At 73.8% G+C, this 20,745-nt stretch carries 16 protein-coding genes; 11 read left to right on the top strand and 5 right to left on the bottom strand.

What is annotated here, in order from left to right; genetic code table 11:
- Positions 1 to 543 precede the first annotated feature (543 nt).
- From CRV15_RS20600 to CRV15_RS20585, 4 genes are all read left to right on the top strand, one after another.
- The gene (locus tag CRV15_RS20600) at positions 544 to 1,614 is read left to right on the top strand and encodes an energy-coupling factor transporter transmembrane component T (protein ID WP_106432013.1); all 1,071 of its coding nucleotides are present in this window, start codon (positions 544 to 546) and stop codon (positions 1,612 to 1,614) included.
- Entirely contained in the window at positions 1,611 to 3,335 is a 1,725-nt protein-coding gene (locus CRV15_RS20595; RefSeq protein ID WP_003960331.1) for an ABC transporter ATP-binding protein, read from the top strand. The genes CRV15_RS20600 and CRV15_RS20595 overlap by 4 nt, the downstream gene beginning before the upstream one ends.
- Positions 3,336 to 3,628: 293 nt before the next feature.
- Complete coding sequence (locus CRV15_RS20590; protein ID WP_174391410.1) at positions 3,629 to 4,480, top strand: ECF transporter S component; 852 nt, start codon at positions 3,629 to 3,631, stop codon at positions 4,478 to 4,480.
- A gap of 276 nt (positions 4,481 to 4,756) precedes the next feature.
- Positions 4,757 to 5,200 (top strand): aggregation-promoting factor C-terminal-like domain-containing protein, encoded by a 444-nt coding sequence (locus CRV15_RS20585; protein ID WP_009996068.1) that lies wholly within the window; start codon positions 4,757 to 4,759, stop codon positions 5,198 to 5,200.
- A 172-nt stretch (positions 5,201 to 5,372) separates the two neighbouring features.
- On the opposite strand, the gene CRV15_RS20580 is transcribed toward CRV15_RS20585, so the two are convergent.
- Complete coding sequence (locus CRV15_RS20580; protein ID WP_009996070.1) at positions 5,373 to 6,542, bottom strand: steroid 3-ketoacyl-CoA thiolase; 1,170 nt, start codon at positions 6,540 to 6,542, stop codon at positions 5,373 to 5,375.
- 317 nt (positions 6,543 to 6,859) lie between these two features.
- Here CRV15_RS20580 and CRV15_RS20575 point away from each other — a divergent pair, with 317 nt between their 5' ends.
- Positions 6,860 to 8,134: a cytochrome P450 gene (locus CRV15_RS20575; RefSeq protein ID WP_003960336.1), complete on the top strand. Its 1,275-nt coding sequence runs from the start codon at positions 6,860 to 6,862 to the stop codon at positions 8,132 to 8,134.
- A gap of 95 nt (positions 8,135 to 8,229) precedes the next feature.
- Here the strand turns inward: CRV15_RS20575 and CRV15_RS20570 are convergent, their stop codons facing one another.
- Complete coding sequence (locus tag CRV15_RS20570; RefSeq protein WP_230864105.1) at positions 8,230 to 10,407, bottom strand: bifunctional glycosyltransferase 87/phosphatase PAP2 family protein; 2,178 nt, start codon at positions 10,405 to 10,407, stop codon at positions 8,230 to 8,232.
- A gap of 271 nt (positions 10,408 to 10,678) precedes the next feature.
- Here CRV15_RS20570 and CRV15_RS20565 point away from each other — a divergent pair, with 271 nt between their 5' ends.
- Both CRV15_RS20565 and CRV15_RS20560 read left to right on the top strand, forming a co-directional pair.
- Positions 10,679 to 11,401 (top strand): O-methyltransferase, encoded by a 723-nt coding sequence (locus CRV15_RS20565; RefSeq protein WP_003960338.1) that lies wholly within the window; start codon positions 10,679 to 10,681, stop codon positions 11,399 to 11,401.
- A 143-nt stretch (positions 11,402 to 11,544) separates the two neighbouring features.
- Positions 11,545 to 11,877, top strand: a complete 333-nt coding sequence (locus tag CRV15_RS20560; protein ID WP_003960339.1) for an antibiotic biosynthesis monooxygenase family protein — start codon at positions 11,545 to 11,547, stop codon at positions 11,875 to 11,877.
- A 96-nt stretch (positions 11,878 to 11,973) separates the two neighbouring features.
- Here the strand turns inward: CRV15_RS20560 and CRV15_RS20555 are convergent, their stop codons facing one another.
- The gene (locus tag CRV15_RS20555; protein WP_003954136.1) at positions 11,974 to 14,025 is read right to left on the bottom strand and encodes an MDR family MFS transporter; all 2,052 of its coding nucleotides are present in this window, start codon (positions 14,023 to 14,025) and stop codon (positions 11,974 to 11,976) included.
- A gap of 308 nt (positions 14,026 to 14,333) precedes the next feature.
- Here CRV15_RS20555 and CRV15_RS20550 point away from each other — a divergent pair, with 308 nt between their 5' ends.
- Complete coding sequence (locus CRV15_RS20550; RefSeq protein WP_003954135.1) at positions 14,334 to 15,050, top strand: HAD-IA family hydrolase; 717 nt, start codon at positions 14,334 to 14,336, stop codon at positions 15,048 to 15,050.
- A 126-nt stretch (positions 15,051 to 15,176) separates the two neighbouring features.
- Here the strand turns inward: CRV15_RS20550 and CRV15_RS20545 are convergent, their stop codons facing one another.
- Positions 15,177 to 15,761, bottom strand: a complete 585-nt coding sequence (locus CRV15_RS20545; RefSeq protein ID WP_003954134.1) for a TMEM165/GDT1 family protein — start codon at positions 15,759 to 15,761, stop codon at positions 15,177 to 15,179.
- A gap of 416 nt (positions 15,762 to 16,177) precedes the next feature.
- The gene (locus CRV15_RS20540) at positions 16,178 to 16,918 is read right to left on the bottom strand and encodes an ABC transporter permease (RefSeq protein ID WP_003954133.1); all 741 of its coding nucleotides are present in this window, start codon (positions 16,916 to 16,918) and stop codon (positions 16,178 to 16,180) included.
- A 252-nt stretch (positions 16,919 to 17,170) separates the two neighbouring features.
- On the opposite strand from CRV15_RS20540, the gene CRV15_RS20535 reads away from it, so the two are divergent.
- The 3 genes from CRV15_RS20535 to CRV15_RS20525 all read left to right on the top strand — a co-directional run bounded on the left by CRV15_RS20535 (position 17,171) and on the right by CRV15_RS20525 (position 20,418).
- The gene (locus CRV15_RS20535) at positions 17,171 to 17,836 is read left to right on the top strand and encodes an HNH endonuclease family protein (protein ID WP_003954132.1); all 666 of its coding nucleotides are present in this window, start codon (positions 17,171 to 17,173) and stop codon (positions 17,834 to 17,836) included.
- A 227-nt stretch (positions 17,837 to 18,063) separates the two neighbouring features.
- The gene (locus CRV15_RS20530; RefSeq protein WP_003960341.1) at positions 18,064 to 19,782 is read left to right on the top strand and encodes an alkaline phosphatase D family protein; all 1,719 of its coding nucleotides are present in this window, start codon (positions 18,064 to 18,066) and stop codon (positions 19,780 to 19,782) included.
- 177 nt (positions 19,783 to 19,959) lie between these two features.
- Positions 19,960 to 20,418, top strand: coding sequence for a DoxX family protein (locus tag CRV15_RS20525; RefSeq protein ID WP_003960342.1), 459 nt, complete (start codon positions 19,960 to 19,962; stop codon positions 20,416 to 20,418).
- Positions 20,419 to 20,745: the final 327 nt, after the last annotated feature.

Here is a 20,745-nt window from a genome sequence, read left to right as displayed (position 1 = left end):
CCCGGCGACGGGGACACCCCGTCCGGGCCCACCGCCACCGCCCGGGACACCGTTCCCCCCGCACCGGTCCACGAACAGCGGCCGACGACCACACCCCATACCGAAGGACCCCGCCCCACACCTCCGCCCACGTCCCCGTCCACCCGGCACCCCCGGCCCGAGGACGCACCCACGCATGGCGCCGGAGCGGTGGACCGCGGGCTTCCAGTACCCGTGCGCGCCCCGTCCGACGGGGCCGCCGGCACCCCGACTGCCGGGCGGCCGACGCGGCTGGAGCGGCTGGCGGGCCGGGGCGCCGATGGGTGTCCGGGGACGTCCGGGCAGCCGCGCGGAGGCCGGACAGCCACCGGGGCGCCCGGCCGCCACCCGATCGGCACCACCGGCACCACCACCGCGGCACCGCCGAAACGGCCGACAGCCACCGGCCCGACCGGCGCGGCCGACCGCACGCCCCCGCTCCGCGACGACACCCCGTCCGCGCCCGCGCGCCGGGGCGGCGGCGCCGCCTGGTGGCGGGCCCCCGTCGCGGGGCGGGGGAACGCCGTGCATCCGGGGGCCTGGTGGCTGTGGGCCGTCGGGCTCGCCGTCGCCGCGTCGCGGACCACGAATCCGCTGCTGCTGGGGGCGCTCGTGGGCGTCGCGGGCCATGTCGTGGCGGCGCGGCGGACCGACGCGCCCTGGGCCCGTTCGTACACCGCGTTCCTCAAGCTGGGTCTGGCGGTCGTCGCGATCAGGGTCGTCTTCTCCGTGCTGCTCGGCTCGCCGCTGCCCGGGACGCACACCCTCTTCACCCTGCCCGAGCTGCCCCTGCCCGACTGGGCGCGCGGCATCCGCGTCGGCGGACGGGTCACCGCCGAGCAGGTCGTGTTCGCGCTGTACGACGGCGCGAAACTCGCCACCCTGCTGATCTGCGTCGGCGCCGCCAACGCGCTCGCGAGCCCCGCCCGGCTGCTGCGCGCCCTGCCCGGCGCGCTGTACGAGGCGGGCGTCGCGGTCGTCGTCGCCATGACGTTCGCGCCGAACCTGGTCGCGGACATCGCCCGGCTCCGTACCGCCCGCAGGCTGCGCGGCCGGAGCGCGGGCGGGCTCCGGGCCGTCGCCCGGATCGGACTGCCCGTGCTGGAGAGCGCGCTGGAACGTTCCGTCGCCGTCGCCGCCTCCATGGACGCCCGGGGGTACGGCCGTACCGCGCGGGTCCCCGCCGCCGTCCGCCGGACGACCGCCGTGTGCACCCTCGGCGGGCTCATCGGCGTCTGCGCGGGCACCTACGGTCTGCTGGCGGCCGAGGGGTCCGCGTACGGGCTGCCGCTGCTCGCCGCGGGGCTCGCCGCCGCCGTCGCCGGGCTGCGGCTCGGGGGACGGCGTTCGCCGCGCACCCGCTACCGTCCCGACCGCTTCGGCGCGCGCTCCTGGCTCGTGGCCGGTTCCGGCGCGGCGGTGGCCGCGCTGATGATCGCCGCGAACGGGTGGGCACCCGGCGCGCTGCACCCCTCGCTCGTTCCGCTGACCGCTCCCGAACTGCCGCTGTGGCCCGCGCTCGCGATCCTCGTCGGACTGGTTCCCGCCGTGGTCGCACCCGTTCCCCCACGCACCACCCCCGAGGAGTCCCCGTGATCCGGTTCGAGGAGGTGTCGGTGCGCTACGACGGCGCGCCGGGCCCCGCCCTGAGCGGCCTCGACCTCACCGTTCCCGAGGGCGAGCTGGTGCTGCTCGTCGGCCCCTCGGGGGTCGGCAAGTCGACCCTGCTCGGCACCGTCTCCGGGCTCGTGCCGCACTTCACCGGCGGCACCCTGCGCGGCCGGGTGACGGTCGACGGGCGGGACACCCGCACCCACCGCCCGCGCGAGCTGGCCGATGTCGTCGGCACGGTCGGACAGGACCCGCTGGCCCACTTCGTCACGGACACCGTGGAGGACGAACTCGCCTACGGCATGGAGTCCCTGGGGCTCGCGCCCGCCGCGATGCGCCGCCGGGTCGAGGAGACCCTCGACCTGCTGGGCCTCGCCGAGCTGCGGGACCGGTCGATCGCGACCCTGTCCGGCGGGCAGCGGCAGCGGGTCGCGATCGGCTCCGTGCTGACCCCGCACCCCCGAGTGCTCGTCCTCGACGAGCCCACGTCCGCGCTGGACCCGGGCGCCGCGGAGGAAGTGCTCGCCGTGCTGCAACGGCTGGTGCACGACCTGGGGACGACGGTGCTGCTCGCGGAGCACCGGCTGGAACGCGTCGTGCACTACGCGGACCGGGTCATCCTGCTGCCCGGGCGCGGCGAGGCCCCGGTGCTCGGGACACCCGCCGAGGTGATGGCGGTCTCACCGGTCCGCCCACCGGTCGTGGACCTCGGGCGGCTCGCGGGCTGGGACCCGCTGCCGCTGACCGTGCGGGACGCCCGCCGCCGCTCCGGCGAGCTGCGCGACCGCCTCCCGGAGCGGCCCGTTCCGTCCCCCGGCCGGGACACCGCCGTACCCGGCGCCCCGGAGGCTCAGGAAGCTCCGGAAGCAGCTCCGGAACGTGGCCGCGCGCGCCGTCCGTCCCGCTTCGGCCGGGTACGGCCCGGACGCCGCGCACCGGACGCCGGGGAGCCCTCCTCCGCCACCGCCGTCGTGACGGGGCTGACCGTGCGCCGGGGCCGGGTCGAGGCCCTGCGCGGGGTCGGGCTCGCCTTCGCCCCCGGGGAGACCGTCGCGCTCATGGGCCGCAACGGCGCGGGCAAGTCGACGCTGCTCTCCGCCCTCGTCGGACTGGTGGAACCGGCCTCGGGAACGGTCCGTACCGGCGGGCTGACCCCGCACCGGACCAGGCCCGCCGAGCTGATCCGCCGGGTCGGCCTGGTGCCGCAGGAGCCGCGCGACCTGCTGTACGCGGAGACCGTGGCCGCCGAGTGCTCGGCCGCCGACGAGGACGCGGGCGCTGCGCCCGGGAGCTGCCGGGCGCTCGTGAGCGAGCTGCTGCCGGGGCTCGACGACTCGGCCCACCCCCGTGATCTCTCCGAGGGGCAGCGGCTCGCGCTGGCCCTGGCCGTCGTCCTCACCGCGCGTCCGCCGCTGCTGCTGCTCGACGAGCCCACCCGGGGCCTGGACTACGCCGCGAAGGCGCGGCTCGTGAAGGTGCTGCGGGAGCTCGCCGCCGCCGGGCACACCGTCGTCCTGGCCACGCACGACGTGGAGCTGGCGGCCGAGCTGGCCCACCGGGTGGTGATCCTCGCGGAGGGCGAGGTGCTCGCGGACGGCCCCACCGCCGAGGTCGTGGTCTCCTCCCCCGCCTTCGCCCCCCAGGTCGCCAAGGTGCTCGCGCCCCGCCCCTGGCTCACCGTCGCCCAGGTCGGGGACGCGCTGTGAGCCACCGCACCCCGGACACACCCGCCCGCGCGGGCGGGGGCCCGACCGGCCCGGAGGCACCCGCGACGGCGGCCGGTCACCCGGACACCGCCCCCGACGGGACCGCCACCGGCCACCCGGGCGCCGCGCCCCCCGCCCCCGGCACGGCCGGTCACACGGCCCCCGCGTCCCGCCGGAACGCCGCCACCGGCCCGGACGCGGCCGTCGGCGGCGGTGACGGCACCCCCCGTCACCGGACCGGCACCCCCCGGGGCGCGGGCGGTCGCCCGCGCCAGGCCCGGGCGGGCCGACCCGTGCGGCTCGGGCCCCGCGCCGCCGCCGTGCTCGTGCTCGTCAGCGCGTTCGGGGTGGCCGCCTTCGGCTGGCCGCTGCTCGCGGCGGGCGGCTCCCAGGTCGCCGCGCACCACACCGACGCGCCGTGGCTCTTCGCCGCGCTGCTGCCGCTGCTGGTCGCGGTCGTGGTGGCGACGATCGCGGACTCCGGGCTCGAAGCCAAGGCGGTGGCCATGGTCGGGGTGCTCGCGGCGGTGGGGGCCGCGCTGCGGCCGCTCGGCGCCGGAACGGCCGGTCTGGAGCCGATGTTCTTCCTGATGGTGCTGAGCGGACGGGTGCTCGGACCGGGCCTCGGCTTCGTCCTCGGCTCCGTGACGATGTTCGCGTCCGCGCTGCTGACCGGCGGGGTCGGCCCCTGGATGCCGTTCCAGATGCTCGCCATGGGCTGGTTCACGCTGGGCGCGGGGCTGCTGCCGGGCCCCGGCCGTATCCGGGGCCGGGCCGAGCTGTGGCTGCTCGGGGCGTACGGCACGGTCGCCTCGTTCGCGTACGGCACCGCCATGAACCTCCAGGGGTGGACCTATCTCGGCGGGCTGTCCTCGGGGATCTCCTTCCAGCCGGGCGATCCGCTCGCCGACAACCTGGCCCGTTTCCTCGCCTACTGTCTGGCGACCTCCCTCGGCTGGGACCTGGGCCGGGCGGCGATGACGCTGGTGCTCACGCTCACCCTCGGCACCGCCGTCCTGCGGGCGCTGCGCCGGGCCACCCGGCGCGCCGCCTTCGAGGCGCAGATCACATTTGAGCCATCGCGGAGGGCCGCCCCGGGTGAGGAGACCCACAGGGCCCGAACCGTCCACGAAGCGGCCTCGTAGCCCCGGCGGGGGTCGGCGAAAGGCCCCCGTCCACCCACTGAGCTGCCCGGACGGGGCCGTCAAGGGGCCAGGTCACAGCGGGCCGACTGCGAGGCCCGCTAGTAATCCGCACCGTTGCGGCCCCGGTCCGCGGCCCGCTACAACTGTCTGGTCGCCCGGCGCGGCCCGCCCCCCGCGGTCCGCTCGCGCCGTCCGGTGGCCGGAATCCCCACCGCTATCCGCGTGGGTCCGGTACGCCCCGGTGACCGTTCTGTCCCCGACGTAAGGTGTCCCGCTTTGTCCCGCGCCGCTCTCACCCGTCTCAGCCGTATCGCCACCCCGAAGGCCGTCCTGGCCGGTTCCGCGCTCGCGGTGACCTCCGCCGCCATGGTCCTCGGTGTGAACGCGCCCGCCGCCTCGGCCGCCCCCGCGGCTCCCGCGGCTCCCACGGTCGCGTCCACGCAGGCGATCGCCCAGAAGGTGCTCGCGGACGACGCCCAGTACCAGTGCTTCAACAAGATCGTTGACCACGAGAGCGACTGGAAGGTGACCGCCACCAACCCGTCGAGCGGTGCCTACGGTCTGGTGCAGGCCCTGCCGGGCAACAAGATGGCCACCCACGGTTCCGACTGGCGCACCAACCCCGAGACGCAGATCAAGTGGGGTGTGGACTATATGAAGGACCGCTACGGCAGCCCGTGCGCCGCCTGGTCCGCCTGGCAGACCCAGGGCTGGTACTGACAGCCTGGGACCGGCACTGACCGGTACCGCCCGGTGCTGGCCGGCGCCGGCGGACCGCTGACCCTCCGGAGCCCCTGAGGCCCGAAGACCGGTACACCCTGTGGGGCCGGGGCACATCGCCCCGGCCCCACAGCCGTCCCCCCGCCGCGGCCGGGCCCTCCCCCCGCCCGGCCTACAGCCGCTGAAGGATGGTGCCCGTCGCGAGGCCGCCGCCCGCGCACATCGTCACCAGCGCGAACTCCTGGTCCCGGCGCTCCAGCTCGTACAGGGCCGTGGTGATCAGCCGGGCGCCCGTCGCCCCCACGGGGTGGCCGAGCGCGATCGCGCCACCGTTCACGTTCACCTTCGTCAGGTCCTGCTCGAAGACCTGCGCCCAGCTCAGCACCACCGAGGCGAAGGCTTCGTTGATCTCCACCAGGTCGATGTCCTTGAGCGACATCCCCGCCTTCCCCAGGACCGCGCGGGTCGCGTCGATCGGCCCGTCGAGGTGGAAGTGCGGATCGGAGCCGACCAGCGCCTGCGCCACAATGCGGGCCCGGGGGCGCAGCCGCAGCGCCCGCGCCATCCGCTTGGAGGCCCACATCAGCGCGGCGGCGCCGTCGGAGATCTGGGAGGAGTTGCCCGCCGTGTGCACGGCGGTGGGCATCACCGGCTTCAGCGCCGCCAGCGCCGCCATGCTGGTGTCGCGCAGCCCCTCGTCCCGGTCGACCAGCCGCCACATCCCCTGGCCCGCGGCCTGCTCCTCGTCCGTGGTGGGCACCTGGACGCCGAAGGTCTCGCGCTTGAAGCGCTCCTCGGCCCACGCGGTCGCCGCGCGCTCCTGGGAGAGCAGCCCGAGCGCGTCGACCCGCTCCCGGTCCAGTCCCCGGCGGCGGGCGATCCGCTCGGCCGCCTCGAACTGGTTGGGCAGGTCCACGTTCCACTCGTCAGGGAAGGGCTTGCCGGGGCCGTGTTTGGTGGCGCTGCCGATCGGGACCCGGGACATCGATTCGAGGCCGCAGCTCACGCCGACGTCGATGACGCCCGACGCGATCATGTTGGCCACCAGGTGGCTCGCCTGCTGCGAGGACCCGCACTGGCAGTCCACGGTGGTCGCGGCGGTCTCGTACGGGAGCCCCATCGCCAGCCAGGCGGTGCGCGCCGGGTTCATGGACTGCTCGCCCGCGTGGGTGACGGTGCCGCCGACGATCTGTTCCACGCAGTCCGGCTGGATTCCGGTGCGGGCGAGGAGTTCGCGGTAGGTCTCGCCCAGGAGGTAGGCGGGGTGGAGATTGGCGAGCGACCCTCCGCGCTTGCCGATGGGGGTGCGTACGGCCTCCACGATGACGGGTTCCGCGGCCATGACTCGTCCTCTCCGGGTCTGAGGAAGGCGCGGGCGTCCCGGCGCACCACGCAAAAACTAGTACGCGTTCTAGTTGCCTCCGCTCAGTCTTATGAGAGTTACCCTCGGTACGCAAGGGGTGTGCACCGGTCTCACACCCTTCCCGCACCGGCGTCCCGCGTGCCCGTCACACCCCGCCTCCCGGTCGGCCGCCATCGCGCTCTTGCGTGTTGTAGAACTCGTTACTAGCTTTCGGACAGCACCTGATGGGACGTCAGCGATATTGCGCCAGAACAAGGCGGTGTCCCTGACGCCGACGCCTGGCCAGGAGTTGATCGATGCGCTGCCCTCGTCTGCCCGGTCTTCCCGGAATCGCCGGAATCCCGCACGGCTTCGACTTCACCGACCCCGATCTGCTGAGCGCCCGAGTGCCGCACCCGGAGTTCGCGCTGGCCCGCCGGACCGCCCCGGTCTGCTGGGTGCCCCAGCGGCCCGGCACCACGGGCTTCGACGACGGGGGCTACTGGGCGGTTACCCGCCACGCCGACGTCAAATACGTCTCGACCCGTCCGGATCTCTTCTCGTCGTACCTCAATACGGCGGTCATCCGTTTCCATGAGTCGATCCAGCGCGACCAGATCGACGTCCAGCGGCTGATCATGCTCAATATGGACCCGCCGGAGCACACCCGGATACGGCAGATCGTGCAGCGCGGGTTCACCCCGCGGGCGGTGAACTCCCTGGAGGGCGTGTTGCGGGAGCGCGCCCGCGCGATCGTCGACGCCGCGGTGGCCCGTTCCCGTACCGGCGGCTCGTTCGACTTCGTCAGCACCCTCGCCGTCGAACTGCCGCTCCAGACGATCGCCGAGCTGATCGGCATACCGCAGCGGGACCGGGCCAGGATCTTCCACTGGTCCAACAGGATGGCCTCGTACGACGACCCCGAGTTCGCGATCACCGAGGAGGTGGGGCTGGAGGCGACGATGGAGTTCATGGCGTACGCGATGAATCTCGCCGCCGCCCGCAAGGAGTGCCCCGCCGACGACATCGTCAGCCGGCTGGTGGCGGCGGAGGGTTCGGGCAACCTCTCGTCGGACGAGTTCGGCTTCTTCGTCATCCTGCTGGCCGTGGCCGGGAACGAGACCACGCGCAACGCCCTCACCCATGGGATGCACGCCTTCCTCACCCATCCCGAGCAGTGGGAGCTGTACCAGAGGGAGCGGCCCGCGACAACGGCGGAGGAGATCGTGCGCTGGGCCTCCCCGATCGTCTCGTTCCAGCGCACGGCGACCGAGGATCTGGTGCTCGGCGGACAGGAGATCGCCCGGGGGGAGCGGGTGGGGCTCTTCTACTCCTCGGCCAACAACGACCCCGAGGTCTTCACGGACCCGGAGAGCTTCGACATCACCCGGGACCCCAATCCGCATCTGGGCTTCGGCGGCGGGGGTCCGCACTTCTGTCTGGGGAAGTCGCTGGCGGTGATGGAGATCGATCTGATGTTCGACGCGCTGGCGGACGCGCTGCCGGATCTGCGGCTGGCGGGTGAGCCCCGCAGACTGCGGTCGGCGTGGCTGAACGGGGTGAAGGAACTCCAGGTCACCGTGGACCGCTGACCCCGGGCCGAAACCCCCGGCCCGGCGGGCCGTGCGCCGGGCCGCCCCCGGGGGTACGGGATCGGACTCCCTGCCCCCGGGGGCGGCGGCCGGGACTACTGGGGCGCGGCCGACTCCTTCGCGCCCCGCGCCGTCACCCCCGGCGCCTTGCCGCCCTGCGCCGCCACGCCCGGTGCCGTCACACCCTGCGCCGCCGCGCCCGGGGTGTCCGCTGTCCGGGCGCCCGGCTCGGGCTCGGGCTCCCGGGCCGCCGGGACCAGCACCGGGGCGGTGGGCGCGGCGGCGGTGTCCGGGCCACCGGCCGCGGGGGCGGTGTCCTGGGGCAGGATCACCCGGCGGGGGCCCGCCAGCAGATGGGTGAGGCCGAACCCGGCGGCGACGACCGCCGCGCCGCCCACCGCGTCCAGAATCCAGTGGTTCGCCGTACCGACGATCACCGCGAACGTGATCAGCGGATGGAGCAGCCCCAGCGCCTTCATCCACAGCTTCGGCGCGAGCATCACGACCACCACACCGCACCACAGCGACCAGCCGAAGTGGAGCGAGGGCATCGCCGCGTACTGGTTGGTGACCGCCGTCATCGCCCCGAAGTCGGGGTTGGCCAGGTCCACGGTCCCGTGGACCGTGTCGACGAAGCCCATGCCCGGCATCAGCCGCGGCGGCGCGAGCGGATAGAGCCAGAAGCCGACCAGCGCCAGCAGCGTGGCGAAGGCGAGCGCCGACCGGGCCCAGCGGTAGTCCCCGGGGCTGCGGACGAAGAGCAGCCCGAGGATGAGCAGCGGCACCGGGAAGTGGAACGACGTGTAGTAGAAGTTGAAGAAGCTCTCCAGCCACGCCGAGTCGACCACGACATGGTTGAACCAGTGCTCGATGTCGATGCCGATGGCCTGCTCGATCGCGTTGATCTGCCGGCCGTGGGCGCGGGCCTCGTCCACCCCGGCGGTCGCGGCGAGCCGGATCTGCGAGTAGATCGAGTAGCCGACCCGGATCGCGATCAGTTCGAGCAGCAGATTCGGCCTGCTGACCACCCGCCGCCAGAAGGGCAGCAGCGGCACCCGGCTCCACCTCGACGGCGCCGGGGTGACGTACACGGTGGGGACCGGCTGCCGGAAGTGCGGCGAGGAGCGGTCGAGGAAGGGCACGGCGCAGGCGGCGGCCACCGCCATGAGCAGCACCGCGTTCTCCCGGATCGGCGCCATCACCGAGAGGTTCGGCAGCAGCATCTTGGCGGGCAGGGTGACCGCGGCCACCGTCAGGAACGGCCACAGCATCCGGTCCCGTTCCCGCTTGCCGACCCGGCCGACGACCGCGAGCAGCAGCCACAGGGTCTGGTGCTGCCAGGTGGTGGGGGCGACGGCGACGGCGACACAGCCGGTCAGCGCGACGGCGAGGAGGAGCTGTCCGTCCCGGGCGCAGTGGACCGCGCGGCGCAGTCCGAACCAGGTGACGGCGGCGGCGAGCACCAGGTAGAGCGCGATCTCCAGCGGCCCCTCCAGGCCGAAGCGGAGCAGCATGCCGTGGAGGGACTGGTTCGCGAGCCCGTCGGAGTGGCTGCCGAGCCCGGCGCCCGCCGCGTGGTCGAGCCAGTATGTCCGGGAGTCCCCGGGCAGCGCCGCCCAGGCGAGGGCGGAGCAGACGGCGAAGGTGAGCACGGAGCCCGCGGCGGCCCGTCTGCGGCCGGTGAACCAGAGCAGCGGGGCGAAGAGCAGCACCGTGGGCTGGAGGGCGGCGGCGAGGCCGATGAGGGCTCCGGAGGCGCGTTCCCCCCGGACGGCGAAACAGCCGAGGAGGACGAGCAGCACCGGGATGATGCTGGTCTGGCCGAGGTGGAAGCTGTTGCGCACGGGGAGCGAGAGCATCAGCAGGCTGATCGCGACCGGGGCGGCCAGCAGGGAGCTGCGGCGGGACACCGGCCCCGGCAGCGCGCGGGCGGCCACCACGCCGACACCGGCGACGAGCAGCAGGGTGCCGAGGGTCCAGGCGACACCGAGGGTCTGCTCGGCGGCGTGGGTCAGCGGTGTGAGCACCAGCCCCGCGAAGGGGGTGCCGGTGAACCCGCCGTCCTCGTACAGCGGTCCCCCGGCGCGCAGGACGCCGTTGTCGCCGAGCCAGGTCTCCAGGTCCGGGAACCGTTCGCCCGGCGGCTGTCCCAGGACCGCCACCGTCTGCCGTAGGGCGAGGACGGCGGCCACGAGCCACAGCGCGATTCTCGCCCTGCCCGTCCTCGTGTCCGTCGTCGCACTCCCGCGCACGCTGTGCTCCGCGTTCGCCACGTCGCGCCGCGCCTCCCCTGCGTTCCGTCTTGCGTTCCGTCTTGTCCGGTCTTCGCTGGCCTTGTCCGCTTCAGAGGGTCGCATCACCCGGTCATAAGGACTCGGGCGGCCCCCTCTTCGCCTGACCGGTCACCGTCGCGTGATGATCCGACCGGACAGCCGCCGGCGCGCACCGGCGAGCACCGCCAGGCACCGGCAGGCGCCGTGACGACAGCGGACCGTCCCGCGTACGGAACGGTCCCGGGTTTCCCCGCTGGCATAAGTTTGACGCATGAGCGAACAGAGCCCGCATCCCCATCAGGAAGAACGACCCGAAGAGCGGTGGCAGGCGGTGGACCGCTATCTGACCGATCTGCTCGCGCCCGACGACGAGGCGCTCACGGCGGCCCTCGACGCCAGTACGGCGGCGGGCCTCCCGCAGATCGCCGTGGCGGGCAACCAGGGCAAGCTGCTCCATCTCCTGGCGCGGATCCAGGGGGCGCGCTCGGTGCTGGAGATCGGCACGCTGGGCGGCTACAGCACGATCTGGCTGGCGCGGGCGCTGCCCGCGGGCGGGCGGCTGATCTCGCTGGAGTACAGCGAGGCCCACGCGGAGGTGGCGCGGGCGAACCTGGAGCGCGCGGGGCTCGGCGCGGTGGCCGAGGTCAGGACCGGGGCGGCCCTGGAGACCCTGCCGGAGCTGGCGGCGGAGCCGGGCGTCGGCCCGTTCGACTTCTTCTTCATCGACGCGGACAAGGTGAACAACCCCCGCTATGTGGAGTGGGCGCTGCGGCTGTCCCGGCCGGGCAGTGTGATCGTCGTCGACAACGTGGTGCGCGGCGGGGCGATCCTGAACGAGAACGCCGAGAACGCCGGACCTGCGGACGCGGCCGTGCGGGGCACCCGCGAGATGTTCGAGCTGATCGCCCGGGAGCCGCGGCTGGAGGCGACGGCCGTGCAGACGGTGGGGGCGAAGGGGCACGACGGGTTCCTGCTGGCCCGTGTCGTCTCCTGACCGGTCAGGCGGCGGCCCCCCGGCGGGGCTGACGGGCTTCCGACAGCGCGCGGCCGGATCGCGGGGCTCCTCCGCGATCCCCGGGCCGGGGGCGGTACGGTCGGGATCGATCCCTGCGATGTGCTCGATGTGAAGGATGTCCTGTGGCCAGTGTGGTGAAGATCAATGTTCTGACCGTCCCCGCGGAACAGCGCGAGGTGCTGGAGAAGCGCTTCGCCTCCCGCGCCGGGCTGGTGGAGAGCGCCGACGGGTTCGAGTGGTTCGAGCTGCTGCGCCCGCTGGAGGGTACGGACCAGTACCTGGTCTACACCCGCTGGCGCAGCGAGGCGGACTTCGAGACATGGATGGCGACCTCGATGCGCGACGCCCACGCCCCCCGGGGCGGCGGCGAGGGCGGCGAGCAGCAGAAGCCCGCCGCGAGTGGGGCGACGCTGTGGTCGTTCGAGGTCGTCCAGTCGGCCGCGCCGAAGTCCTGACCCGGCGCCGGTCCGGTTCCGGCCCTGTCCCGGCCCTTCGCGGACGGGGCGCCCGGGGCGCCGCCGCACCGGGCGCCCCGGGGGCCCCGTTCGCGCTCAGGGGGCCCGGTGGTCACGGGCCGGAAGGTGTCCGTCCGGCCGTTCCTGGTCCGAGCCGCACAACTCGCCGGTCAGCTCCTCCACCAGTTGGACGAGGTCGGTGGGCCGGTCCGGCCCCCACCAGTCGCCCAGCAGCTCCGCCAGTGACTCCTCGCGCGCCTTGGCCAGCCGTACGGCGGTCTCCAGACCCCGGTCGGTGAGCAGGAGCTGCACCCCTTCCCTGCGTACGAGCGCGCGTTCCTCCAGTTGCCGGGCGGCGTCCGTGATCGCCCGCAGCGGTACGGGGGTGGTGTCGGCGAGCAGCGCCGGTTCCACCGTTCCATGGCGGCGCACGCGCAGCAGCAGCCAGCTCGCGGCGGGCAGCAGGTCGTACCCCGCCCGGTCGGTGATCTTCACATAGATCTCGCGCCGTCCCTCGCGGGAGCCGAGGACGGACAGCGCGCGGGCGCACTCCTCGTGGGAGGAGCGCTCCACCGGGTTGGAGGCGAGCGTCTGGGTGGGCTCGGGCGCGGTGACCGAGCCGCGCAGCGGGTCCTCCTTGAGGAACCAGGCCACCACGAAGGCGAGCAGCACCACCGGGACGGCGTCCAGGAAGACATTGGTGATGGCCTCGGCGAAGGCGTGTTTCACCGGCATCCGGAGCCCGGGGGGCAGCTTGGCGATGGCCTTCGGGTCGGCGGCGATCTCGGCGGCGGCCCCGGCCGGTACCGGCCGCCCGGCGAGCGCGTCGGCGAGCAGCCCGCGCAGCCCGTTGGAGAAGATCGTGCCGAAGACGGCGACCCCGAAGGCGGCCCCGATGGAGCGGAAGAAGGTCGCGCCGGAGGTGGCGACGCCGAGGTCCTCGTACCGCACCGAGTTCTGCACCACCAGCACCAGGACCTGCATCACCAGGCCGAGCCCGGTGCCGAAGACGAAGAGATAGACGCTCATCTCCCAGGTGGTGCTGTACTCGGTGAGCCGGTGGAGGAGGAGCAGTCCGATCGCGGTGATCCCGGTGCCCAGGATGGGGAAGACCTTCCAGCGGCCGGTGCGGCTGACGATCTGCCCGGAGGCCGTGGACGCGAGCAGCAGTCCGGCCACCATGGGCAGCATGTGCACCCCGGAGAGGGTCGGGGTGATGCCGTGGACCACCTGGAGGAAGGTCGGCAGATAGGTCATCGCGCCGAACATCGCGAAGCCGACGATGAAGCTGATCACCGCCACCAGGGTGAAGGTGCGGATACGGAAGAGCCGCAGCGGCAGCACGGGCTCGGCGGCCCGCCGTTCGACCGGGATGAAGACCGCGAGCAGGATCAGGCCGAGCAGGGTGAGCCCGATGATCTGCGGCGAGTCCCAGGCCCAGGTGGTGCCGCCGAGCGAGGCGACCAGCACCAGACAGGTGGCGACGGCGGCGATGAGGAAGGTGCCGAGGTAGTCGATGGTGTGGGGGGTGGAGCGGACCGGGATGTGCAGCACGGCCGCGATGACGAGCAGCGCCACCGCACCGATCGGCAGATTGATGTAGAAGACCCAGCGCCAGCTCAGATTGTCGGTGAAGAAGCCGCCGAGCAGCGGGCCGAGGACGCTGGAGGCGCCGAAGACGCCGCCGAAGAGCCCCTGGTACTTGCCGCGCTCCCGGGGCGAGACGATGTCGCCGACGATCGCCATGGAGAGCACCATGAGTCCGCCGCCGCCGAGGCCCTGGAGCGCGCGGAAGCCGATGAGCTGGGGCATGTCCTGCGCGATGCCGCAGAGGGCCGAGCCGATGAGGAAGATGACGATGGCCGTCTGGAAGAGCTTCTTGCGGCCGTACTGGTCGCCGAGCTTGCCCCACAGCGGGGTGGCCGCCGTCGAGGCGAGCAGATAGGCGGTGACCACCCAGGAGAGGTGTTCCAGTCCGCCGAGGTCGCTGACGATGGTGGGCAGGGCGGTGGAGACGATCGTCTGATCGAGCGCGGCGAGCAGCATGCCGAGCAGCAGCGCGCCGATGGAGACCATGACGGCCCGTCGGCTGCGGCCCTCGCCGGGGGCCGTGACCACCGGCGCGGGGCCGGTCGTTTCCTCCGCCATGCGCCTCTCCTCGGGGGCCCTGCGCCGCTCCTCGCCCCGGGGGTCCGTGTCCGCCCGGGGCGCGTTCCCTCCATCCTGTGCGGTACGGGCGGGTCCGGCCTGCTGAGCGGTGGCGCGGACGGCCCGTGCGCGAGGGCTCGACGACCGGGTGCGGCGGCTCCGCCACCGGGTGGAGGTGGCGGCTGGACCTGCGGTTTTGTATCGTTGGGAAACAAAGCCCCGTCCGCTCCCCTGACCGGCGGACGGGGCTGTTCTGCCTCTGGGACCCCCGTGTGCGTCCCGGAGCCCTCGGGAGTACGGAGCACCACATGCCGAACACCACCGCCCAGCCGGACACCACCACTCAGCCGGACACCGCCGCCGTCCTCGTCGGCCGCGCGCTGCTGCTCGACATGGACGGCACGCTCGTCAACTCGGACGCGGTGGTGGAACGGCTCTGGCGGGAGTGGGCGACGGAGCAGGGGCTCGACCCCGACGAGGCCCTGAAGGTCGTCCACGGCCGCCAGGGGTGGGCGACGATGGCCGCGCTGCTGCCGGAGCGGCCGATGGAGCGCAACCACGCGGAGAACGCGGTGATGCTGGCGCGCGAGACGGCCGATGTGGCCGGAGTGGTGCCGATACCGGGCGCGCCGGAGTTCCTTGCGGCGGTCGCCCGGGTGCCGCACGCCCTGGTGACCTCGGCGGACGAGGCGCTGGCCCGGGCCCGGATGGGGGCCGCCGGGCTGCCGCTGCCCCTCGTGCGGATCACGGCGGAGTCGGTGGGCGCGAGCAAGCCGGACCCGGAGGGCTTCCTCAAGGGCGCGGCCGAGCTGGGCTTCGCCCCGGCGGAGTGCGTCGCCTTCGAGGACTCGGAGGCCGGCCTCGCGGCGGCGCGTGCCGCCGGGTGCCTCACCGTGGGCATCGGGCCCCGGGCCGCCGGTCTCTCGCCCGACCTCGCCGTCCCGGACCTGGACGCGCTCGACGTGGCCGTGACTCCGGACGGACACGTCCGGCTGAGCCGCCGCCGGAGCGCCGCCGCCGTCTGACGGTCCGCGCCACCGCCGTCCGGCGGTCCGCACCGTCGTCGCCCGGCAGTCCGCGCGGGCCCGCCCGGCGGTCCGCGCCGCCCGGCCCCCTCGACGGGACCGGGCGGCGACGGCGGTCCGCCGGACTCAGCCCGTGATCGCCTCGTACAGGCTGAATCCGGCCAGGGCCAGCATCAGACCGGCCGCGACCTTGGTGATCAGCTTCAGCGGCACGTACTTCATCAGCGTCTTGCCGCCGAGGATGCCGATGCCCGCGACCGCCCACAGCGCCAGCACCGCGCCGAGGCCCACGGAGATCGGGTTGTCGTAGCGGGCGGCCAGGTTCGCGGTCATGATCTGGGTGAGATCGCCGAACTCGGCGACCAGGATCAGCATGAAGCCCGCCCCGGAGACCTTCCAGAACGACTGGTCCTCGGGCGCCTTGATGTTCCCGCCGTCGTCGTCGTGCTTGCGGAGGAGCAGGACGAGCGCGCCCGCGAGGAAGAGCACGCCCACGACCGCCTGCACCAGCCGGTGCGGCAGCAGGGTGAGCACACTGCCCGCCGCGATCGCCAGTGCCACATGCACCGCGAAGGCGGCGGCGACACCGGCGAAGACATAGGACGCCCGGTAGCGGGTGCCCAGCATCAGACCGGCGAGCGCGGTCTTGTCGGGGAGCTCGGCGAGAAAGACGACGCCGAAGGTGATCGCCATGACGGTGAAGCTGATCACGTGTGGATTCCTCTATCGGTCGGGCTGCCCGCACCGAGAGACCTGCGAAAAAAGGGGTCGCTTCGGCACGGCAGCGTCGATGGACACTGCGGCCGAAGGTCTCGCTGGCGGCTTCGGACGGGTCAGGACCCGATCCGAGGCAGCCTCCGGGCGCCGGCCGGGCACGGGCCCGGCAGTATGTCGACGTTCCGGCGAAGAGCTACTCCCCTTCTGCTCCGTCCAGGGTACGGTACGGGCGCCCGGCCCACGGTGCCCGCGCCCGGACGGGGACGCGCGCGGAAGCACGGGGGCGCGCGGGGATGCGCGGAGGTACCGGCGGGGCGGCGACGGCGGGTACGGGGGCGCGCCCGGCCGCGCGGGGGTACCGGCAGGGCGGCGACAGCGGGTACGGGGACGCGCCCGGCCGCGCGGGGGTCTCACTCCCCGCGGCGGTGCAGCCGCCCCCGGGCCACCAGCTCCAGCGTCACCGCGACCGCGACCACCTGCACCGCCATCAGCCCCACCAGAACGAAGAGCTGCACCGCGCCCGCCCGCAGCGGTGAGGCACCGCCGAGCAGCATGCCGACGAACGCCCCCGGCAGGGTGACGAGCCCCACGGTCCTGGTCTGGTCGAGCCCGGGGAGCAGCGCGTCCGACGCCGAGACGCGGGCGACCTCCAGCCGGGCGTCGCGGTCGAGCAGCCCGAGGGCGAGCCCCGCCTCCACCTCTCCGTGCCGGGTCCGCAGTTCGTCGAGGGCCCGCCGCCCGGCGAGCACGGTCGCGGTGAGCGCCCCGCCGATGAAGATCCCGGCGACCGGGACCAGCGCGATCCCCGTCGGCGGGACGATCCCGGTCAGCAGCACGACCGCCAGCACGGGAAGCACCCCCGCCGCGATGGGCACCCCCGCCCACCACCACGGGCCCCGGGGGGTGATCCGGCGCCCGGCCGTCCACACCGCCACCGCGTACATCAGCAGGACGAAGCCGACGAGCGCGGGCAGATAGCGGACCACCCACCCGATGACCAGGGAGACCGCGCCGAGCTGCGCCGCCGCGCGCACGCCGGCGACCAGGATCTCCCGTCCCCGTCCGAGATGGGTGAGGGCCGCCGTCACGGCCGCCGCGAGCAGCAGTACGGCGAGCACCACCCCGAACGCGACGTTCACCGTGAGGAGCACCCGGCAACCCTACGCCGCGCGTGCGCCGGAGTTCACTACGCCGAACGGTCACGCGAAGGTGTCGATCCCTCAGAACACTTGCCCTGTCGTGTTCATGACGTCACGCTGGTTCCGGCCGACATCGCCGCGCCGCCGTGTCGTCACCCTCGCGGGAGCCGACGGCACCACCGCGCCTCCGCACCACCGCCGAACGGCGCCCGTGGGCCTGTCGGCCCGTCAGCTCACCCCTCCCCCCACCCCCGAGGAGTTCGCATGCCCGGCCGCCCCGCGCGCCCCAGCCGTCGAACCGCCGCCGCGACCACCACCGCCGCCCTCGCCACCGCCCTCGCCGTCACCGGGCTGCTCGCCACCGCGCCCGCCGCCCAGGCGGCCCCACCCACCCCGGTCGACGCGGCCACCGCACGCGCCTATCTCGGACAGCTCACCGTGGCGGCCGAGGGCTCCTCCAGCGGCTACAGCCGTGATCTCTTCCCGCACTGGAGCACCCAGTACGGCGCCTGCAACACCCGTGAGGTCGTTCTCAAGCGGGACGGCGTCGACGTCGTCCAGAACTCCAGTTGCGCCGCCGTCAGCGGCCGTTGGTTCTCCGAGTACGACGGAGCCACCTGGACCGCCGCGTCCGACCTGGACATCGACCACCTCGTCCCGCTGGCCGAGGCGTGGCGCTCCGGCGCCAACCGCTGGACCACCGCCCAGCGGCAGGGTTTCGCCAACGATCTCACCCGCCCCCAGCTCATCGCCGTCACCGACAACGTCAACCAGGCCAAGGGCGACAAGGACCCGGCCGAGTGGCTGCCGTCACGCACCTCGTACATCTGCACCTATGTCCGGATGTGGGTGCACACGAAGCACTACTACGGGCTGACCGTCGACAGCGCCGAGAAGAACACCCTGCAAAGCACCCTGAACGGCTGCTGACCCGCCCCCGTCCGGCCCCGGCGCACGCCCCCCGGAGGGGCGGGCGCCACGCCGACGCGCCGCGGGTACCCGTACCGCCCCCGTGTCGTCCGTACGGTACGGAACGACGGAGGGCGAGACCTCCCGGAACGACGGGACCCCCCAGACCTTCCGGAACGGAACGGGACCGTACGGAACGGGACCGGACAGGGCGGGGCGGGCCGGGGGGACGGGGAGGAGCACACGGAATGAGAGCCGCCACGGCCGGACTGCGCCTGGGGCCGCTGCTGCGCCACATCGACTGGGAGACCGGGACCACGGCGACCGTCTGGGTCGAGACCGACCGGCACTGCACCGTCGAGATCCCCTGCGCGAACGGCGCCCACGGCTCCGCCACCACCTTCCGGATCGCGGCCCGCCACTATGCCGTCGTCCCGGTCGGCGGACTGCGTCCCGGCAGCACAACGACGTACGAGGTACTGCTCGACGGCCATCGGGTCTGGCCGCCACCCGACTTCCGCTTCCCACCATCCACGATCACCGCACCCCCCGTGCCCGCGCCCGGCGTCACGGTCGCCTTCGGCTCCTGCCGCCAGGCCCCGCACCCGGTCGGCGACGGGCGCGACGGGCAGGACGCCCTCGGCCCCGACGCCCTCGGCGCCCTCGCGCTCCGCCTCGCCGCCGACCCCGGCGCCGCCCGCCCCGATGTCCTGCTGCTCCTCGGCGACCAGGTGTACGCGGACGAGGTCTCCCCCGCCACCCGCTCCTGGCTGGCCGCCCGCCGCGATCTGCGCGAGCCGCCGGGCCCCCAGGTACGGGACTACGAGGAGTACACCCGGCTGTACGAGGAGTCCTGGGGGGAGCCGGGGGTGCGCTGGCTGCTGTCGACCGTGCCGAGCGTCATGATCTTCGACGATCACGACGTGATCGACGACTGGAACACCAGCGCGTCCTGGGTGGCCGGGATGCGGGCCACCCCCTGGTGGCACAAGCGGGCGGTGGGCGCGCTGATGTCGTACTGGGTCCACCAGCACCTCGGCAACCTCTCCCCCGCCGAACTGGGGACGGACCCGCTCCTCGCCGCCGTGCGCGCCGCCCCCGACGGCACGGCGGCGCTGCGCACCTTCGCCGAACGGGCCGAGACCGACCCGGACTCCGTGCGCTGGAGCTTCCGCCGCGACTTCGGCCGCACCCGGCTGCTGATGCTCGACACCCGGGCGGGCCGCTCCCTGGCCGACGAGCGCCGCCGCTCGATCCTGGGCCCGGCCCAGTCCCGCTGGCTGGACGAGCAGACCCCGGCGGCACGCGGCGCGTACGACCATCTCCTCGTCGCCACCTCGCTGCCCTGGCTGCTGCCGCCCCTCGCCCATGAGCTGGAGAGCTGGGACGCGGCCCTCTGCCGGGGCGAGCGCGGGGGCCCCGGCGGACCCTGGGCCCGGCTGGGCGAGCGGCTGCGGCGGCGGTTCGACCTGGAGCACTGGCCCGCCTTCCCCCGCTCCTTCGACGGGCTGGCCCGGCTGATCGCCCGGGCGGGCGGCGGCCCCGGCGCGCCCGCCACGGTCTGCGTCCTCTCCGGCGATGTGCACCACGGCTATATCGCCGAGCCCCGGTGGCCGGAGGGCACCGGCCCCGAGGCCCGGGTGGTCCAGCTCACCTGCTCCCCGCTGCACAACACCCTCTCCCGCACCCTCCGGTGGGCCTTCCGCCTCGGCTGGAGCCCGGCGGCCAGGCTCGCGGGGCGGGCCCTGGCCCGGCACGGCCGTACCGGGAGACCACCGGTGCGCTGGGAGCGCACGGGAGGTCCATGGTTCGGGAACCAGCTCATGACGCTGACGCTGCGGGGGCGCTCCGCGCGGCTGCGGCTGGAGCAGGTGGGGCCGCCGGGCACGGGACTGGTGACGGTGGACGAACGAACGCTCACCCCGCCCCCGGACGGCTCAGGGACAAGGGGCGGCCCCGGCCGGTGATTTGCCCGGGATTAGCTGCCATACCCCCGGGAGGACGATGAGATTCCGCTGAGAAACCCCTGTGAATCAAATGTTGAACTTGCAAGTAACACTCGGAGCCTCCTAGCGTGAAGTCGCGGGAAGCCCCACGCTTCCCGCACTTTCTCGGTTCCCCCCACGACCCCCTGGAGTCCCGTCATGGCCAACACCTCCCTGCCCGGCAGACTGGATCAGGCGCAGCCCTATGTGATCGGGCTCTTCCGTATCGTCATCGGCTTCCTCTTCGCCTGTCATGGCGCGGCCTCGCTCTTCGGCGTCCTCGGCGGCATGGCCGGCACCGGCGCCACCGTCGACGCGGGCACCTGGCCCGGCTGGTACGCGGCGGTGATCCAGCTCGTCGGCGGCGGTCTGGTGATGCTGGGCGTGGGCACCCGCAGCGCCGCGTTCATCGCCTCGGGCTCCATGGCGTACGCGTACTTCGTGGAGCACCAGGCCGACGGCCTCTTCCCGCTGGAGAACCACGGCGAGGCGTCCGCGATCTTCTGCTGGGCCTTCCTGCTGCTGGTCTTCACCGGCCCCGGCGGGCTCTCGCTGGACCGGCTCTTCTCCCGGAGCCAGGAGACCACCCGGCCGCGGCGGACCTCGGTCCCTGCCTGACCCCCGGACCCGTTCCGTCCCCCCACGCAAGTGCCCGGCCCCTCCGCGGGGGCCGGGCACTTCCCGTTCCCTCGCGCCCCCGTTCCCTCTCCCCGCCCTCTTCCCGCCCTCTCCTCCTCCCTTCTTCTCCCTTCTTCTCCTCCCTTGTTCTCCGCTTCCCTCCCTCTCCTCTTCCTCTTCCTCTTCGCCCGTCTCCCCCGTCCAGCGGCTCAAGCGGGAATTCAGCGACTGAAGTGATGATCACAACATCACTGGCCCCCGAGCGATCGATCGAAGGCGTTCCGCGTACGCTGTACAGCTGATACTGCCGCCACACCGACCGTCTCC

Source organism: Streptomyces clavuligerus (assembly GCF_005519465.1).
Classification (GTDB): domain Bacteria; phylum Actinomycetota; class Actinomycetes; order Streptomycetales; family Streptomycetaceae; genus Streptomyces; species Streptomyces clavuligerus.
This window is presented reverse-complemented; position numbering and strand designations above follow the sequence as displayed.

Excerpts from the sequence above, each read along its gene's own strand:
- CRV15_RS20530 (WP_003960341.1), top strand. The coding sequence starts at position 18,064 with ATGAGAGCCGCCACGGCCGGACTGCGCCTGGGGCCGCTGCTGCGCCAC.
- CRV15_RS20525 (WP_003960342.1), top strand. The coding sequence starts at position 19,960 with ATGGCCAACACCTCCCTGCCCGGCAGACTGGATCAGGCGCAGCCCTAT.
- CRV15_RS20550 (WP_003954135.1), top strand. The coding sequence starts at position 14,334 with ATGCCGAACACCACCGCCCAGCCGGACACCACCACTCAGCCGGACACC.
- CRV15_RS20580 (WP_009996070.1), bottom strand. The coding sequence starts at position 6,542 with ATGGCCGCGGAACCCGTCATCGTGGAGGCCGTACGCACCCCCATCGGC.
- CRV15_RS20535 (WP_003954132.1), top strand. The coding sequence starts at position 17,171 with ATGCCCGGCCGCCCCGCGCGCCCCAGCCGTCGAACCGCCGCCGCGACC.
- CRV15_RS20565 (WP_003960338.1), top strand. The coding sequence starts at position 10,679 with ATGAGCGAACAGAGCCCGCATCCCCATCAGGAAGAACGACCCGAAGAG.
- CRV15_RS20555 (WP_003954136.1), bottom strand. The coding sequence starts at position 14,025 with ATGGCGGAGGAAACGACCGGCCCCGCGCCGGTGGTCACGGCCCCCGGC.
- CRV15_RS20575 (WP_003960336.1), top strand. The coding sequence starts at position 6,860 with ATGCGCTGCCCTCGTCTGCCCGGTCTTCCCGGAATCGCCGGAATCCCG.